General features: G+C 57.8%; 20 protein-coding genes. 10 read left to right on the plus strand and 10 right to left on the minus strand.

Annotated elements, in window-relative coordinates; all coding sequences use genetic code 11:
• Positions 1-127: 127 nt before the first annotated feature.
• From ACZ41T_RS13275 to thiO, 7 genes are all read right to left on the minus strand, one after another.
• Positions 128-1,387: an O-antigen ligase family protein gene (locus ACZ41T_RS13275; RefSeq protein ID WP_464921856.1), complete on the minus strand. Its 1,260-nt coding sequence runs from the start codon at positions 1,385-1,387 to the stop codon at positions 128-130.
• A gap of 78 nt (positions 1,388-1,465) precedes the next feature.
• Entirely contained in the window at positions 1,466-2,608 is a 1,143-nt protein-coding gene (locus tag ACZ41T_RS13280) for a glycosyltransferase family 4 protein (RefSeq protein WP_464921857.1), read from the minus strand.
• Positions 2,587-3,678, minus strand: a complete 1,092-nt coding sequence (locus ACZ41T_RS13285; RefSeq protein ID WP_464921858.1) for a mitochondrial fission ELM1 family protein — start codon at positions 3,676-3,678, stop codon at positions 2,587-2,589. The genes ACZ41T_RS13280 and ACZ41T_RS13285 overlap by 22 nt, the downstream gene beginning before the upstream one ends.
• Positions 3,671-4,240 (minus strand): Uma2 family endonuclease, encoded by a 570-nt coding sequence (locus tag ACZ41T_RS13290; RefSeq protein ID WP_464921859.1) that lies wholly within the window; start codon positions 4,238-4,240, stop codon positions 3,671-3,673. The genes ACZ41T_RS13285 and ACZ41T_RS13290 overlap by 8 nt, the downstream gene beginning before the upstream one ends.
• Positions 4,241-4,321: 81 nt before the next feature.
• The gene (locus ACZ41T_RS13295; protein WP_464921860.1) at positions 4,322-4,735 is read right to left on the minus strand and encodes a type II toxin-antitoxin system VapC family toxin; all 414 of its coding nucleotides are present in this window, start codon (positions 4,733-4,735) and stop codon (positions 4,322-4,324) included.
• A complete protein-coding gene (locus ACZ41T_RS13300; protein ID WP_464921861.1) occupies positions 4,735-4,971 on the minus strand; it encodes a type II toxin-antitoxin system Phd/YefM family antitoxin in 237 nt (78 codons plus the stop codon). The genes ACZ41T_RS13295 and ACZ41T_RS13300 overlap by 1 nt, the downstream gene beginning before the upstream one ends.
• Positions 4,972-5,233: 262 nt before the next feature.
• The gene (thiO, locus tag ACZ41T_RS13305; RefSeq protein WP_464921862.1) at positions 5,234-6,319 is read right to left on the minus strand and encodes a glycine oxidase ThiO; all 1,086 of its coding nucleotides are present in this window, start codon (positions 6,317-6,319) and stop codon (positions 5,234-5,236) included.
• 79 nt (positions 6,320-6,398) lie between these two features.
• Here thiO and ACZ41T_RS13310 point away from each other — a divergent pair, with 79 nt between their 5' ends.
• Both ACZ41T_RS13310 and ACZ41T_RS13315 read left to right on the plus strand, forming a co-directional pair.
• Positions 6,399-6,548 carry a type II toxin-antitoxin system HicA family toxin gene (locus tag ACZ41T_RS13310; protein WP_464923978.1) on the plus strand — a complete coding sequence of 50 codons (150 nt, stop codon included), beginning with the start codon at positions 6,399-6,401 and terminating at the stop codon, positions 6,546-6,548.
• Positions 6,549-6,857: 309 nt separating this feature from the next.
• Positions 6,858-7,079: a type II toxin-antitoxin system HicB family antitoxin gene (locus tag ACZ41T_RS13315; protein ID WP_464923979.1), complete on the plus strand. Its 222-nt coding sequence runs from the start codon at positions 6,858-6,860 to the stop codon at positions 7,077-7,079.
• Here the strand turns inward: ACZ41T_RS13315 and ACZ41T_RS13320 are convergent.
• The gene (locus ACZ41T_RS13320; protein ID WP_464921863.1) at positions 7,070-7,282 is read right to left on the minus strand and encodes an NAD(P)/FAD-dependent oxidoreductase; all 213 of its coding nucleotides are present in this window, start codon (positions 7,280-7,282) and stop codon (positions 7,070-7,072) included. The genes ACZ41T_RS13315 and ACZ41T_RS13320 overlap by 10 nt on opposite strands.
• Before the next feature lie 140 nt (positions 7,283-7,422).
• Here ACZ41T_RS13320 and ACZ41T_RS13325 point away from each other — a divergent pair, with 140 nt between their 5' ends.
• The 8 genes from ACZ41T_RS13325 (at position 7,423) to ACZ41T_RS13360 (ending at position 14,900) form a co-directional block, all read left to right on the plus strand.
• Complete coding sequence (locus ACZ41T_RS13325) at positions 7,423-7,920, plus strand: GspH/FimT family pseudopilin (protein ID WP_464921864.1); 498 nt, start codon at positions 7,423-7,425, stop codon at positions 7,918-7,920.
• 176 nt (positions 7,921-8,096) lie between these two features.
• Positions 8,097-8,615, plus strand: coding sequence for a GspH/FimT family pseudopilin (locus ACZ41T_RS13330; protein WP_464923980.1), 519 nt, complete (start codon positions 8,097-8,099; stop codon positions 8,613-8,615).
• Positions 8,616-8,623: 8 nt separating this feature from the next.
• Positions 8,624-9,061: a type IV pilus modification protein PilV gene (gene pilV / locus ACZ41T_RS13335; RefSeq protein ID WP_464921865.1), complete on the plus strand. Its 438-nt coding sequence runs from the start codon at positions 8,624-8,626 to the stop codon at positions 9,059-9,061.
• On the plus strand, positions 9,058-10,065 hold the full coding sequence (locus ACZ41T_RS13340) for a PilW family protein (RefSeq protein WP_464921866.1): 1,008 nt from the start codon (positions 9,058-9,060) through the stop codon (positions 10,063-10,065). Before pilV ends, ACZ41T_RS13340 begins: the two co-directional genes overlap by 4 nt.
• 12 nt (positions 10,066-10,077) lie before the next feature.
• Positions 10,078-10,635, plus strand: a complete 558-nt coding sequence (locus tag ACZ41T_RS13345; protein ID WP_464921867.1) for a pilus assembly PilX family protein — start codon at positions 10,078-10,080, stop codon at positions 10,633-10,635.
• Between the two features lie 20 nt (positions 10,636-10,655).
• Positions 10,656-14,105 (plus strand): pilus assembly protein, encoded by a 3,450-nt coding sequence (locus tag ACZ41T_RS13350; protein ID WP_464921868.1) that lies wholly within the window; start codon positions 10,656-10,658, stop codon positions 14,103-14,105.
• Positions 14,106-14,112: 7 nt separating this feature from the next.
• Entirely contained in the window at positions 14,113-14,460 is a 348-nt protein-coding gene (locus tag ACZ41T_RS13355; protein ID WP_464921869.1) for a hypothetical protein, read from the plus strand.
• A gap of 53 nt (positions 14,461-14,513) precedes the next feature.
• Complete coding sequence (locus ACZ41T_RS13360; protein WP_464923981.1) at positions 14,514-14,900, plus strand: type IV pilin protein; 387 nt, start codon at positions 14,514-14,516, stop codon at positions 14,898-14,900.
• Between the two features lie 39 nt (positions 14,901-14,939).
• On the opposite strand, the gene ACZ41T_RS13365 is transcribed toward ACZ41T_RS13360, so the two are convergent.
• Positions 14,940-16,139, minus strand: coding sequence for an IS4 family transposase (locus tag ACZ41T_RS13365; protein WP_464921870.1), 1,200 nt, complete (start codon positions 16,137-16,139; stop codon positions 14,940-14,942).
• 225 nt (positions 16,140-16,364) lie between these two features.
• A complete protein-coding gene (locus ACZ41T_RS13370) occupies positions 16,365-16,778 on the minus strand; it encodes a GNAT family N-acetyltransferase (protein ID WP_464921871.1) in 414 nt (137 codons plus the stop codon).
• Between the last annotated feature and the right edge of the window lie 14 nt (positions 16,779-16,792).

Consider the following 16,792-nt stretch of genomic DNA (forward strand, 5'->3'; position numbering starts at 1 on the left):
CCCAGCTTGTCTTCACAGGGGCAGGCATGTTCCAGAAGCGGCGCAGGGGTTCGGCAGCGATGCGCAGGCCGAATGCGGTTGCAGAAATGATCGGGTCAAAACGCTTCCGCCATAACACATTGTGCTTTCAGACTGATTCCATGCGCCTCGCTTCTCCCAATGGCGCGCAGGCTAGTGCGAGTAGCCACCAAATCAACTGGGACCACTGGGATGAATAGAAGTTAGGGTGGCTGTTGAAAGGGAATAGCCAAGCCCAGGCCGCCAGTAGAAAAGGCAGTGAGGCATAGAGGGCCATAGGCGTCACGCGTAATGGCGCCTTGATCAGGATTGCATAGAAGACAATCAGGCCCGCCAGGCCAATCAGTCCGGCTCCACTTGTGACATCAAGTAATAGTTGGTGAGAATAGAGGGCACCGGTGTTTTTGACCGGATCGACAAATGGGTCTCCGGCCAGTGCGTAGTCTGGATAGGCATAGCGATATCCTCTTACCCCCACCCCATTGACAGGATTATCGGCAATCATTCGTAACGACGTTCCCCAGATATCCATGCGCCCGGAGGTGGCTTCGTTAAGGGATAGAGGGTCGCCCTGTAAGGCTTTGAGGGAAATGTCCACACGGCTATAGGCGTCAGACTTGATTGCAAGCAAGGTCCCTAACGGAATAGTGACAAGTACCAATGCCACCATGGCGATTTTCCATATCGGAAGCTTGATTTGTCGAGCGTGCAGCATGAATAACACCAGGCTTGCCAAGGCAAAACTGACCCAGCCGCCGCGGCTGCCAGCCAGGAAAACCACGGATGTCAGCCCCATGAAAACCAATGCGGTCAGCCACCATGGCCCCCTACGCCGGACGGGCTCCAGCAACAATGGAGAAAGGGTGGCGAGAGCAGGGCCGAAATCTATATGCTTCTCTCCATACAACGCATTCAGGCGACCTGTGGGGGATTGGAAACCAAACAGGTCCACTCCCCGGAAGGTCTGTATCAGTCCGTCAATGACCCAGAAAGCAATCAGTGCCGCACACAAGATCAATAAGCGCTCACGTCGTATCTGTGAATTGAGCGTCCAGACAATGAATAAACCCGCGAGGTAGAAGCGTGGGAGGCCTACCAGGATGTTGGCCGTTCTCTCCGGGCTCACCGCTCCCGGCAGGGACAGCAGGGTGGGGAGCCATATGCAAATGAAAAGCATCGTGAATAGTCGACCGCCCCCTTCCCATGCCAGTTGTCGGCCATGACGCCATAACAGGATGGCGCCTGAGATGGCCATGATCAGGGTTGGCGCTTCTACCAGACGCCCTACCGGTAGCAGTACCAGACAGGACCAGACGATGAGTATCGGCGTCCAGTCGGAAGCCAGAATGCGTTTAATCGGGCTAGCCATTTATTTATTCCGGGCCTGAGGGTGAAGTAGTTTTTGAATACGCGAAGCTCGTATTTTTCCAGTAGTGGGCAAGGCTTGTCATTGATTGTCCTGTCTGCGCGGGGTGCGGGCGAGCTGCTCATACAGATCCAGTGTCTGCGACAGCATGTCGCGCAGCGGAAAGTAATCGCCTTCAGGCACCGGGATCGGCTGTTGCAGCAGGGATGCGATGCGTTGCGTCGTCGCATCGATGTCGCCGATCGGCAGCAACCCTTGCGGGTACATGGCCCTGAGAATCTCGCCCACGCCACCATGCTCGTAGCCTGCCGTAGGTACGCCTAGCCGCAGCGCCTCCAGCGTGGTGCGGCCGAACGATTCGGGCTGGGTGGAGAGCGACAACACCAGATTCGAAATCGCCAGAATGTTTTTCAGGTCGTCGCGCTGGCCGGTGAAGGTGATGTCGGCTGCCAGCCCCATGCTGCGCACGCGGTAGCGCAGCTTTTGCAGATAGCGCTGCTTGGACGCCGACGCGCCACCGACTATGAGGCCGTGCACCGGCAGCCCGCGCCGCTTCAGCTGTGCGATCAATTCGATGAAGTCTTCATGGCCCTTGAGCCGGGTGATGCGGCCGGGCAGGGTGACCAGCTGTTTGCCTACGGCGTGCGGAAACTGTGCGAAGAACGCCTGCTGCCAAATGGGGTCGGGTTTCCAGCCGTGCGGATAGACTTGCCCATCGACGCCGCGATGGATGACCTGAATGCGCCACGGCGGGGTGTCGGGATATTCGCGCAGGATGTAGTCGCGCACGGTGTTGGAAACGGCGATCACGGCTTCGCCCTGCGTCATGATGCGGCTGTAGCGATTGACGCCATACATGCCGTGCACCGTGGTGACAAAACGCGGCCGCGTCGCCGGATTCATGCCGCGCCAGGCCAGATACGCAATCCAGGCCGGCACGCGCGAACGCGCATGAACGATGTCGACCTTTTGTGCCAGCAAAAATCTGCGCAGCTTGCCGACGAGCAACAGCGTTTTGAACGACTTTTCTCCGATCGGCCAGGCAAAATGCTCGGCACTCGATGCAAGCAGCGGCGCGACCTGTCGCCCGCCGGCCGACATCACCAGCGCACGCTGGCCGTGCTCGACCAGTGCTTGCGCCACTTCGAGCGTGCCGCGTTCCACCCCGCCGGATTCCAGCGCCGGCAGCAGTTGCAGGACGGTCAGTTTATTTTCTTCAGCCATTCAAGGATCCATTCGGCACAGCGGTCCGCTTCCGCCAACGGGTGCGTATTGGACTGCAATTTATCGTTCGCGCACCAGTTCGCGAAGCGGGTGATGCGCTGCGACTCGACGAGCTGGGCAATCGCACGGCCGACACGGCTTTTCGGGTTGACCGGCAGGTCGAATACGCCGACATCGGCGCCTGCCGTCAATGCCTCGAGCACCATCGAGGCGCTGTCGGGTGTCACCCATACCGTGCCGCATTGCGCCAGTTGTTCGGGCAGCCAGTCGGGCGAGGTGGCGGTATGGGGGACGATGTTCAGCTTGGGATGCTGCGGCAGCAGCGCCAGAAAATCCTTCGGGGTGCGGCGCGAGGTGGTCAGCGTCCACTGCATGTCGGGCGTGCGCGCGAGGATGCGTTTGATCTGCGCCCGCAAGGCGTCGCTGTCCCATTCGAAATGCGGCGAGGCGCCGCCGACCAGAATCAAACCGTGGTTGGCATCGCTTGCCGTTGCCGGGCGGACGCGGTTCAGCGCGCCATCGGTCACCAGCGTATGCGTGTCCGCCGCAACGCCATCGTGCCGGGGAAGAATGCACAGATCGAAGCAGCGGCGCGGCAGGCTCGGCTTCATCAGCACCACTGCGCGGCCGCCGTGCGCGCGGCGTGCGGCCAGCAGCGTCGGGTGGGTGGCGTGACCTGCGCCGACGATCAGATCGGGTTTCGGAAAGGTGCTGCCCGGTGCGTGCTCAGGTGGGCGCTGGTTGATCTCGTCATTGCGAGGCCCGAAGGGCTGTGGCGATCCGGAAGTTGCCGCATCCGCAAGCATCCCGGATTGCTTCCCGCCGTGGCCCCCGGCCTCGTGGCTAAAGGCAGAAGCGCTCGCAATGGCGAAGCTTGCAGGGTTCAGCCCGGTCTTCAGCAGCAGCGCCAGCCAGGCACGCCAGGCGGGCAGGGCGCGAAGGGTATGAATTTCGGTGGGGGTGGTGCGCGCCAGCGCCTCGACCAGTCCCCGCGACTGATTGACGTGGCCCGGCTTGCCGTCGCTGACGATCCAGACGATCAGCGAACGCTTACCGGCCGCCTCAGACAACGAGCAGCCCCGTATCCCCGTACCGGTCGTCCAGCGTCAGTGCCAGCCTGGTGCCGCTGCATGCCACGTCGACGCGGTCTTCGGCAGACGACGCCTGCTCGAACCAGGCGTCATGCTCGTCGCGAAAGAAGACCCTGTCCCACAGTCGTTCGGAATCCACCGGCAGGCAATAGCGCAGGCTGGCCAGCCCGCGATACGCCGTCCATTTTCCATGAACGTCCACAGTGGCGGTGGACAACACCTCGGCAATGAGGCAGGGGGATTGCTTGTAGAGGGGGTGATCGTCGGCCGGATCGCACACCAGCATGGCGTTAGGATAGTAATAGGTCGTGCCGCCAGCCAGTCGCCGCCTCATGTCTGCCATGAAGGCACGGCAAGGCTCACCGCGCGTGGCGCTGCGCAGGTGGAAGAATAGGTTGCCTGCAATGCGCTTGTGGCGCTCGCTTTTGTCGGCCATGGCGTAGATCTCGCCGCCCACAAACTCGTGTTTCGAGGCCGCGATCTCTTCCCCGTGCAGATAAGCGGCTTCATCGACAGGCGAATGGACGTGGGCGTGTGACATGGCGGGTGAGCGGGTGGATCGACGCGCCGATTATCCTATTGATTCGGCATGAAATGTAGCGAGTGGCTTGGCGAGGTTGAACTACACTGCCTCTGCCCGCAATCCTGTGCGAGCGGCGGCCTGGAGCTGTCGCGTGTCGGCAGAGACGAACACATCGGCGTTCAAGGCTAGCGCACTGCCGATATGAATGGCGTCCATGCCACGCAGGGCATTGGTTTCGAGGCACAACACCGCCTGCGCCAGCACGGCCGGGGTCAGGTCGCAAATGGCGGCGTCTTCGATATCGGCCAGCAGCAGGGATTTCAGTTGTCGGTATTGGACGTCGGTGATTCGGGTTTCCCGATGCAAGCGGCAAAAGGCCGAAACAATCTCGGGCAACGCAATGCCGGACAGGCCGATTTCCGTCGCCTGATCGCACCACGCCAGTACGGCATCGGTTCCGGTTTCGCTGATATAGCGCTTGACGAAAGCCGAGGAATCGAAAAAAACACGCATCAGCCCGACAGCTTCTCCGCTTCGCGCTCTTCGAGAATCATGCGGCTGACCGATACGCCGTCAAGCACCAGGGGTTGTGCGCGGCGCCGCTTCCACGAAGGCAGGTCAGTCGACACGGGAACGATGTCGGCGATGGGTTTGCCGTTGCGCAGCACGCGCACGGATTCACCAGACTCGACGATGTCGAAATACTTTTTGGCGTTGTTGCGGACTTCGGTCAAGGTGGCCTGTTTCATGGCGTTAGCAGAATGTACATAATGGTGTCAATGTAAGCGTACATTCCGGTGTGCGTCAAGATCGGAGTCCTTTAGGGCAATCCGGAAATGACTGCTTGATCGATGCGCTGGATTGCTTCGCTGCGCTCCATGTGCAATGACGGCCATATCGAAATAATCGGCACCCCTTGGAAATAATCCCGAATTGTTCAACAGGCGTCGCGTTTGCGGGTAGGGTGCACTCCGTGCACCTTACGCCCTACGAATAACGAACAATTCCGGATTACCAATGCCTATCCAGGGCGGCCTGCCAGCAATACGGCGCAGGATCCAATGCGGGCGGTCTGCCCTCCATCAAATCGACCAGTAATTCCGCCGTGGCGGGCGCCAGCGTGACCCCGTAGCGGTAATGCCCGGTGTTGACGAACACGTTGTCGAAATCCGGATGCCGGTCGATCACCGGGATATTGTCCGGCGAACCGGGGCGCAGCCCGGCCCAGTGCAGCACCGGTTGCATGGCGCCCAGCGCGGGCAGCAGTTCGGCCGCCGCGGCGTGCAGGCGCTGGCGCGTGGCGTCGTCGGTCGATTTGTCGAAGCCGGCATCCTCCAGCGTGCTGCCCACCAGCACATGGCCGTCCCGGCGCGGAATCAGGTACAGCCTGTTGCGATACACAATCGTATCCAGCACGCCCGGCGCCAGTTTGAACAGCAACATCTGCCCGCGCACCGGGCGAATGTTCGGCGTCGCCGCCAGCCCGCTCATCCCCAGCCCGGACCAGGCTCCAGTAGCCAACACCACGCTGTCCGCCGGAAAAGTTTCCGCCGCCGTCTGCACCGCCGTCACTCGTCCGCCCTGCGTCAATACCCCGGTGGCCGGGCAGTGCTCGCGTATCATCCCGCCCAGTTGCACCACCGCCGCGTGTAATGCCGCCACCAGGCGCGGGCTGCGTACCTGCGCCACCTCGGGCAGCCAGATGCTGCTTTCTTCAGGTGTATTGCGTAACAGGTGCAGCGAATCCGGACAACCCCGCTCCGCTGCCACGCCGTGTATTTCACACCAGGCCAGCGCCTGCTCCGGTTCCGCCACCGCCAGCATCCCGCAGCGCCAGAATTCCGCACCCCGTCCCGATATCGCCTCGATTTCAGCCACCCAGTCCGCATAGCCCGCCATCGACCGCAAGGCCAGCGCAGAAACCGGCTCCGCATAATCCCACGGCATCAGCGGCGACAGAATTCCGCCCCCCGCCCAGGACGATTCGCCGCCCACCACGCCGCGTTCCAGCAGCGTGACGCAATAGCCGCGCTGCAATAAAGCCAGTGCGGCGCTCAGGCCCGAGACGCCTGCGCCGATAATTAGAAGGTTCGGCATGCTTCAGTTACAGGCGTTATATTTGTGCATGAAAGTATCTGCGTGATTGCGGCTGCTGGAAAAAGATGGCTGGATCGTAGTGAGCCAACGCGGTAGCCATTGCCAATTACACCACATGATGAAACCGGGTACCGTTACCGTTGCTGGCAAGCCGGGCGTGGATGTTCCTCCCGGTGCATTAACCGGTACATTAAACAGCGCACTCAAACAAGCTGGGTTAAAGGAGTAGGCTATGTCACTGTTGGCTGTTGACGCTATGTTTTGCTCTCTCCGTGAAGCCCCTACCCTGCGGCATCTTGCAGGCGGCCCCGTGGGAGCGGCTTTAGCCGCGATGCGCCGCAAGGCGCGAAGAGCAAATGCTCGCCAGGGTCTTGTCGCGCCACCTTTGCGGGCTACCGCCCGCATCGCGGCTGAAGCCGCTCCCACGAGGCTGGCCAACACCAACAAATAACGGTGAAAGAGCCAAGGAGTAATTCCATGCGCTACATGGTCGTTATTTTTGGTTCGTGACACTAGCTACGGTGCTTTTGTCCCGGATTTGCCTGGCTGCATCGCTGTAGGCGAAACAGAGGCAGAAGCACTGAAGCTTATTGAAGAAGCAATCCAATCCCATCTTGAAGACATGAGAGCTGGCGGACTTCAAATCCCGCCGCCTGCGTCAAAAAGCACTTATGTTGAAGCGGCTCTGGCTGTCCGACGCCACATCCGGCTGACAACCCCCACCCGCGCCAGCATCCCTCAGCGCCAGAACTACGCATAGCCCACCATCGACCGCAAGGCCAGCGCAGAAACCGGCTCCGCGTAATCCCACGGCAGCAACGGCGACAGAATCCCTCCCCCCGCCCACGATGACTCGTCGCCCACGCAGCCGCGTTCCAGCACGGTCACCCGGTGGCCGTTCTGCAATAAAACCAGCGCCGCGCTCAGGCCCGAGATGCCAGCGCCCAGGACGACGACGGACATTTTCTGCCCCGATGTGCCTGGCACACGCACAGGCTACCCCTACAACTAAAGTTGTATAGATGCATCCCTCGTAGCGTGGCAAGCTCACAAGCACAAAAAAATGGAGGGAGGGGGAAATGGCAAGTCGTGGATTCACACTGGTGGAACTGCTGGTTGTGCTGGCGGTGGGCGCAGTTTTATTGGCGATTGCCATTCCCAGCTATGCATTTCTGGTAAACAGCAGCAGGCTGGCGGCCGTGACCAACGATCTGGTTAGCGCGCTGCACCTGGCACGCTCCGAAGCCATCACGCGGCGCATGCGCGTCACAGTATGCAAAACCAGCAACGCCATGGCGGAGACGCCGGCTTGCGACACCACAGCCGGTTGGCAGCAAGGCTGGCTGGTATTTATCGATGGTGGAACAAAAGGGGTGATCGATTCCGGCGACACCGTGTTGCGGGTGCAAGGTAGCGCATCCACAGCAGTAACCATCACGACCGGCACCAACTATGGCAGCTTTATCAGCTACCGTCCCAGTGGTGTCAGCCAGGGGTCGCATGTGGCCAATGGCACCGTTCACGTTTGTGTAGCGGGCATCAGCCGCGACATCATCATCAATAACACCGGGCGCATCAGGCTCGACACCAATACCTGCTGATTGTCAGCCAGGCTCAAGTTGAACCCGTTCATGACGTTAAACAGGGTGCGTTTTTAAAGCCCCATCGGGTGGATTTGGCCGTTCATGAATCCAATCCCGCCATTCGTCTTGCGAAGCTGGACTTCCCAAGCCCCCTTCCTTAACGTGACAGTATGAAATGCGAGAACTTGAAAACCATGGTTGACGCCCCGGCCTCAAAGCGCGGATTTACCCTGATCGAATTGATGATTACAGTGGCTGTGCTGGCCATTCTGCTTACGATTGCCATCCCGAGCTATCAGACGCTCATAGCGAATAATCGTATGTCTGCGCAGGCGAATGACTTGATAACGGCGCTTACTTTTGCGCGCAGTGAAGCCGTCAAACGCTCAGCCAACGTAACCGTGTGCTCCAGCAGTGATGGTGCAACCTGTACCGGCGGCTGGGAGCAAGGCTGGATTGTGAGTGACGCGGCAGGCACACCGATTCGGGTGCAACCGGCTCTGGCAGGATCAAGCACGTTAACGGGCGGAACGGATGTAGCCAGCACCATTACGTTTACCTCAAATGGCCGCACGACCATTCCAACCACCGCCACGGTTGCGACCACCACCCTCACACTTTGCCCACTCAGCCCAGCTACTGTCGATGGACGTGCCATTCAACTCGAACGCACCGGGCGACCAAGTGTTTCTCCCGAACTCGCATGCCCATGAGAATGCCCATGAAACAGTCAGGATTCACTCTTCTCGAAGTATTGGTCGCCATGTTGGTGCTGACCATTGGTTTGTTGGGGCTGGCCGGATTGATGGCGTCCGGCATGCGTAACAACCTTAGCGCCAGTCACCGCACCCAGGCCACCTGGATGGCGGCCGGCATCATCGACCGGATGCGTGCCAACCGTGTACTAGCGGTTGGCGGGAATTACAACACCATGGGGATGGGTACCGCGGCCACCTGCGTAGCGGCGCCTTCCTCTGCAGGTACCGTCCCGGTACAGGACATCGCAGCGTGGAAGAACCAGCTGGCCTGCGTGCTTCCGGCTGGCAATGGTTCGATAACGCCTGTGGGAAACAACGTAACTATCAACATTCAATGGAATGACAGCCGGGGTAGTCAAGGATCTTTAACCCAGACTTTTACTGTGGACACGCAATTATGAGACCTTTGCTTATTCCCTCCCGCGGGCAGGCCGGCTTCGGGCTGGTCGAGTTGATGATTGCCATGACGCTGGGACTGGTGCTGCTGGGCGGGATTGGTTATGTCTTTGTCGGCAGTCGCGGCGTATTTCGCACCACGGATAACCTCTCACGCATCCAGGAAAACGCGCGTTATGCGCTGGATGTGATGAGCCGTGATATTCGCATGGCGGGGTATGTAGGCTGTGGAAACATCGCCTCGATGACGGTTAACACCATCGCAAAAGCACCGGTTCCGCAGATGACGGTGGAGAATGCTTTGGTTGGATATGACAACGGTACGGGTTGGACCAATCCAACCGGCATTACGCGCGCTGCTGGCGACGTGCTGTCGATCATGGGCGCATTCAGCAGTGGCGTTAATTTGACAGGCAATCTGATTCCGTCTAATGCCAACATTCAGGTCAATGGCAATCCGGATGGATTCAAGCAGGGCGATGTGCTGATGGTGACCAATTGCACCAACGCTGATGTGTTCAAGGTAACCAACAATCCCGGAAGTTCGGGCACGGTAACGTTAACGCATGCCAATAGCAGTAACACAGGTAATCGGTTGGGCAGCTACAGCAGCGATGCGTTTGTCATGCGCGTGGATCAGTACTCGTATTTCATCGGTACCAACCCGGCAGGTAACCGGGCTTTATACCGAGTGGGGCTGGATGGCACCGCCGAAGAATTGGTCGAGCATGTGCATGACATGCAATTCCGCTATGGTCTGGATACCAATGGCGATGGCGCGGTGGATAGCTACAGCGCCACCCCGGGTACCTGGACGCAAGTGGCAAGCGTCACCGTAAACCTGCTGATGCGCAGCCCCGATAACAATATTTCGACGTCCACACAACAATCTGTCACGTTTAATAACGGCACTTTCGATGCTTCTGCCGAAGATGCCGCCGACCAGAGGCGGCTTTATCAGGTGTTTACGTCTACCGTGGGCGTGCGAAATCGCCTGCCGGCATTGTGAGCGATGAATCTCATGCATAAATCATCTTCTAGTTCGCAAAACGGCGCGGCGCTCATTACCGGGCTGATTTTCCTCGTCGTGCTGACCTTGATTTCTCTCTCCGCTATCAAGTCCACCTCGCTCGAAGAACGCATGGCTGGTAATGCACGCGATCAGGATGTCGCGTTTCAGGCTGCCGAAGCCGGCGTGCGTGATGCCATGAGTCTTTTCGGAACAGGCCTTCCGTCCGCCTCGGGCTTTGTGGTGGGGTGTGCGGCAGGGCTGTGCGAGAACGATCCCACCACGCCAGTCTGGACGACGATCACCGCCAACAACGACTGGACCAGCAGCAAGACTCGAGCTTATTCAGGTGCCCCTCTTACCATTGATGGCTCGACCCAGGTTGCCACCCAGCCGCGCTACATCGTCGAATTGATCACAGGCACCAGCGCACCCATCGGAGAGTCTGCATCAGTAGGGGGCGGGCCCTCAAGCCCGATGACGACTTCATACCGCATAACGGCACGTGGCTGGGGGTTGACCAATCAAACCCAGGCGACCGTGCAAGCCACCTTTACCAATACCAACTAATGAACCAAGGGAGTGTTTTCATGACGACCTTTAACCACAAACCTTTGTCGCTGGCACTGTTGGCTGCTTTTTCTGCAGGCTATTACGGCGTGGCCAGTGGCGCATTGCTGAGCCTGAGTCAGGTTCCCTTGTTCGTTACCTCCGCAACAAAAGCCAACGTATTGTTGATTTACAGTAATTCTAACGCAATGGACGAAGACGCTACTGGCTTGGCGGTAGGTAGTGCCAGTCCTAGCAGCAAATCGGAGATATCGCGCACGGCAGCCAGAAGCCTGATAGCTGACTATACTGGCCAGATCAATATGGGCTTGATGGCCTATCAGCAATCGGGTGTGACACATAACTGGCTGAATCCTTCTACATACGATGCAAGCTATGATCCGGCTAATTACGACCCAGCCTGGACGGGCGCTAGGGATAGTGCAACGCATAAAAAATTCAAACTCCCTAATCCCACCAGCCCGAATGCTGCGGGTGCCTGTACAACAAGTGGCGGCACTCAAGTTGACTGCATCTATTACAACATTAACCTCCCCTATTATTCGGGAACGCCAGCAGGCAATAGTTTTTGCTACTCTGCCGTCACAGGGGGCAGTGGGTACGCTAGCTTCCCCGGCGATCATACGAACTATTCCTGCTATGGAACCAAGACGGGCACATCGGATGCGGCGGCACCAGGTGCCGGGTATGGTTCGTTCCAGTTCAGCGGGACTTTTGGGCCAACAGAGAGTGACTATGCACAGGCTATTGATGACTTCGGCCGCAGAATAACCTCATACGATGTTGGTCCAACCTGGTTTGCCAATACTAGCCCCGGTAAGGGGTATCTTCATGTTCCGATAGCCAATTTGGACACAACCCAGGCAGGAAAGCTCAACCTCAAACTGGCGACCAGCGTTGTGCCCACCTACACCGCAGGGGTTTGGAACGACAACCCTACCGGCATTTCGGGGGGAAACACCGCAACGAATCCTAATGCACCGTTACAAAATGCGGGTCTATCTCCCATTACCGGAACGTTTCTGACAGCCAAGGATTATTTTAACGGCGCCACAACGAATTTTGATACGGCACAAGGCGGCGCTCAGGCGGCACCAGCCACTTCATGCGGCAAGGATTTTGCTGTGTTTTTGACAAATGGGTTGCCTAGCGTGACGGCGGCAGGGGTAAAAATGGGCGCGGCCGATTATGTACCTGGTCAGCCATTTGCTGCGGGCGAAGTGACCAATTCGATTGCGGCAGTGACTGCGTTGAATGGGGGTTCGCGCCCGGTCAAAACGTATGTTATCGGTTTTGCATTGCCTGATTTTACTAATAATTATTTCGTCACCAATCCGCCAAATCCACTCGATCAAATGGCGGCTGCGGGTGGAACGAGTACTGCCTTTTTCGCCAACAACCTGTCTTCCCTGAATACCACGTTTTCTTCCATCTTCAGCAGCATTCTCGCGCAGTCCGGGGCAGCTGCCGCAGTGGCCTTGACATCAGGATCGGTCGTTGCCGGTGGCAAAATTTACCAAGGCCAATTCAACTCATCCGATTGGTCGGGTGATCTGGTTGCCTATAACACCAACTCGTCAACCGGTGCAATTACAACCGAGGCATGGAAAGCGGGTACGGTGATAAATAGCCAGAACTATGATGCCGGGCGAAAAATTATCACGTTTAAACCGAGTGCCACTCTAGGCAGTCAAGGCATTCCATTTCGCTGGCCGGCTGTTTCGGCAAGCCCAACTGCGACCGAACTGGATGTCAGCCAGGTGACGGCGCTGAATACCAATGCCAGCAATGTGAATGACGGTGCCGGGGCAAACCGGCTGAATTTCCTGCGTGGTCAAACCGGAATTCCCGGTTTTCGCGTACGTTTGGCAAGTGTTCTAGGTGACCTGGTGAACTCCGCACCGGCCTACGTGGGTGCACCGGCTTTCAATTACCCGGATACGCTGGAAGCGGCGAGCTACAATTCATTCCAGACTACCTACTCAACCCGCACGCCTTTACTTTATGTGGGCGCCAATGACGGGATGCTGCATGCTTTCGATGCGGCAACGGGGCAGGAAAAACTGGCTTATGTGCCCAGCAAGGTCTATGCGAACCTCTCCAAGCTGACTTCGTCGACTTATAGCCATCGTTATTTTGTCGATGGTTCACCTACGATCGTCGATACGTTTTATTCGGGCGCCTGGCATACCACGCTGGTTTCCAGCTTGGGAGCGGGCGGCCAAGGTGTGTTCGCACTGGATGTAACCAACCCCAGTAACTTTTCAGAAGCCAATGCGAGTTCGATTGTGCGATGGGAATATAACGATAACGATTTGGGCTATGTGGCTGACCGCGCCAAAATTGTCAAACTCAACACCGGCGCGTGGGCTGCAGTGTTCAGCAATGGTTACAACAATAGTGAGGCGGATGGCAGTGCCAGCACAACGGGATACGCCTACCTGTATATCGTGGACATCGAAACCGGGGCGCTCATCAAGAAAATTTCAACCAAGGCAGGGACTGCTGCCTCCCCCAACGCACTGACCACGCCCACACTGGTAGATATCGATGGCGATGGCGATGTGGATTACGCGTACGCGGGTGATTTGCTGGGCAATATGTGGAAATTCGATTTGTGTAAGGCGAATGGTAGTGGGGTATGCGCCTCTGTATCGAATAATTGGGAGGTGGCGTTTGGCACGGCAGCGACACCCTTGCCACTTTTTGTGGCCAAGGATTCCAGCAACACCCCCCAGCCGATCACCAGTGCAATCGAGGTGACCCGCCATTTTAGCGGGGATGGGTACCAACTCTATTTTGGAACCGGGAAATATCTGGAAGCCGCCGATATCGCCACAACCGGGCCGCAAACTTTTTATTCGCTGTGGGATCAGGCCGTGTCGCCGTCCAGGATTACGGGTGGACGCAGCGATTTGCAGGAGCAGACCGTCGTCACGACCGTCACCGTCTCGGGTGATGATTATCGTACGACAAGTGCCAATTCGGTGGATTGGGCACCTCCGGTGAATGCTGCGGGAACAAAACGGGGTTGGTATATGGATTTGCCGGCATCTGGTGAGCGGGCTGTGAGCAAGCCCACGTTGTACTCGGGACGCATCTTATTTACCACCTTGATTCCTAATAGCGCAGTCTGCGGAAATGGTGGAACTGGTTGGATAATGGAACTGGATGCCGTGACAGGGATGCCATTGGCTAGCGGCCCGACCTTTGATGTGGATGGCGATGGCGATGTCGATACTGATGATAATCTCGGTACCGCTGGCGTCTACCCATCTGGTGTCAAAACGACCTCCATCCCGAGTGCGGTGACCGTACAAAAAAATCTGACTAGCCCTATTCAACCGGTTAATAAGATAACCAGCCAGACTCAGGTTGTTGTCGGTGTTGTTGGTGGTGCTGTGGATATGAACTTGAATTCACCGCCGCCAACATTTACGCGTTCAAGCTGGCGGCAAATTTTTGAATAAGGAGTAGATGATGAAACTGTTTCCGATAATTTGTTTGCCTGTCATGTTTTGCAGCAACCTGGCGCTTGCAATGACCCAAGTGGGTGCGCCTGCCCCCGGGAGCGCGGCACCAACAACTACAGCGAATCCAGTCCAGCAGTCCGGCAAGGTGGATGCAATCCATGCTGGTGCCAGCAAAATGGTGATCGGCGGGGTGACCTACTCATACAATCCTTTGAGTACAACGGTCACGATAAATGGAAAGCGTGCAACGATTAGCGATGTGCACCAGGGTGAAGTGGTTCAGTTCCAGGCCGTGTCACAAGTTGTTGGCAAGGCTGCCTTGTTGTCTACGATTAGTGTGCAAAGACGTTGATCCAGGAGGGTGGCATGAGGAAATTGAACCGTTGCGCTAAATTTCAGTCAGGAATGACCTTGATCGAACTGATGATAGTGGTGGCCATCATCGGCATTCTGGCCTCTATTGCTTACCCTAGCTACACGCAGTATGTGCTGCGGGCGAACCGCGCCGAGGCGCAGGCCGTCCTGACGGAAACGGCGCAGTTCATGGAGCGCTATTTCACCACCAACGGCACCTATGTTGGTGGGACCGTAGCGTCGGTATCGGCGGTGTCGCCAAAGGGAGCGAGCGGGACAGCAATTAAGTACAATATTACTCCCGCAACAGTAACAACAGCTACAACCTTTACGCTTACGGCAACGCCTGTGAATAGCCAAACCGCCGATACTACGTGCGGCACGCTGACCTTATCCAACACGGGAGCACAGACACCATCGACGGCCGGATGCTGGTGATTCCGCACAGGGAAAGGGGACGCTACCTGACCCTTCCCCTCATATTTGCCTCCCCCAAGCCAAATTGCGAAGCATCTCCAGCGCGATCGTTTCTTCCCGTTTTCGGAATCGCGTAGCGCGGTGCGCTGGCTCCTCCAACCACCATCTCGCCAACGAAATGGTAGACAGCGTTGAATCCGCCCGAGCACGCGAACCGAAGTTCACCCGGTACCCTCGCGCCCGGGCGGCCAGGCCGATCAGCCATAACGCAAACATCGCCAGCGCCCCGATCAGCAGCAGAATCGCCAAACGATCCGGACGCGTGGTTTGGCTGAGCGACAAACCCAACCCAAAGTTCGGATTCCTCACATCCCTGAACGATTGTTCAATCTGCATCCGACCGCCGTATAAATCCACCACCGCGCGCGCATCAAGCTCAGCCAAGCCGGGGGAAGCAGCCGGGAGCCAAGGCTCGGTTTGTGCCTTCGCCTGCTTCAGACTATGACGGCAGCGCGCACGCTTGCCAAAGGCCGTCTTCGCCTGCCGATGACAGGCAGGCTTCTTGTAGAGGACGAGGCGGCACGCCACCGGCGTGCTGCGCACATAGTCGAACGCACCCCTGTCCTCTGGTGTGGTAGTGGCCTTGGGGTACAAGCTCTTGCAACCCACCCACGCCGCAGCATCCGTCTGCGGACGGATCATGTCGCGGTTGCGGATACGGCCCACCCAGTCAAACGTCAAACGATTGCACAGCTTGAACCAGGACGCTCTGAATCCCGCGTCGGTGACCAGAATGGGGCGGCTATGCTGCGGCAGGAGTGCCCGCAACCGCCGCAGGAAGCGTTCATGCACCTTGGGGGAGCCGTACTGCTTCATGGGATGAACTTCTTCATACAACACGACAGCGCGGCCTTTGACGATCAGCGCGGCGCGCAGCAGGTGCTGACTGCGGTCAGCAGACAGATCAGACCAGTCGATAACAATGGCAGGTCTGGGGTTGCCGATGAGGATGCGCTGCGCCATGGCGCGATACACGTCAAGTTTCTCGTGGTTGAGATGGAGATTACCGAGCAGTCGGTCACAGCGTTTGATGCGGTGGCGCAACGCGGTGGCAGTATCGAGCCTGCGGCTGATTCCGATGAGGCTGAGATGCCCGATGCAGCTTGCCTGCACCATGAGCGCCAGCGTGACCCGACGCTTGGCATGAATGGCGCCGCATTCTGTTTGCAGCAGGTCTTGTATGATTCTCTGTGCATGCATGGTCGCACTCCTTCGCAGTTTGGTCGCTACGAATGAAGTGCTTAACTCGGCCATGCATGCGCCGTTTTTGCGGTTGTATACTCCGCAACTTATTGTTTTACAAGATTAGTTTTAGGGGAAGGGTCAGGGACGCTACCCTTTGTTTGTGCTAGCCTCCAGCCATGCCCAGACTATCCAGAACGGTATTTGCTTGGAGAGAAAAGGGGACGTTACCCTTTCTTTGGATTACGTATTTGGCCGAATACGCAACATGAGTACCAGCGGATCAATCGCGGATTCGCTAAACCCATGATGTAAATAAAACCTGCGGGCGTGATCATGCAGGGCATGCACGACGAGTGCGCGAATTCCGATCTCCTGGGCCAGGCGGGCGGTGCGCAAGATGGCATCCCGAAGCAGGTCTGCGCCGAGTCCTTTGCCATGGTAGCCCCGATCGACGGCCAGACGGGCAAGTACCATGACCGGAACAGGATCGGGCATGTTGCGCCGAATGGCGCTGGCCGCGGTGGCATGGTCGACGGCCCCGGCTGCCAGCGCGTAGTAGGCATATACGATATGCGCGTCATCCGCGACTACGAAGGTTCGCGATGCGCCCGAAGATTGATTGCCCAGGGCGCGGCGTTTCAGCCAGTTGTTCATGACGGGTTCACCAC

The sequence above is a fragment of the Thiobacillus thiophilus genome (assembly GCF_055378705.1).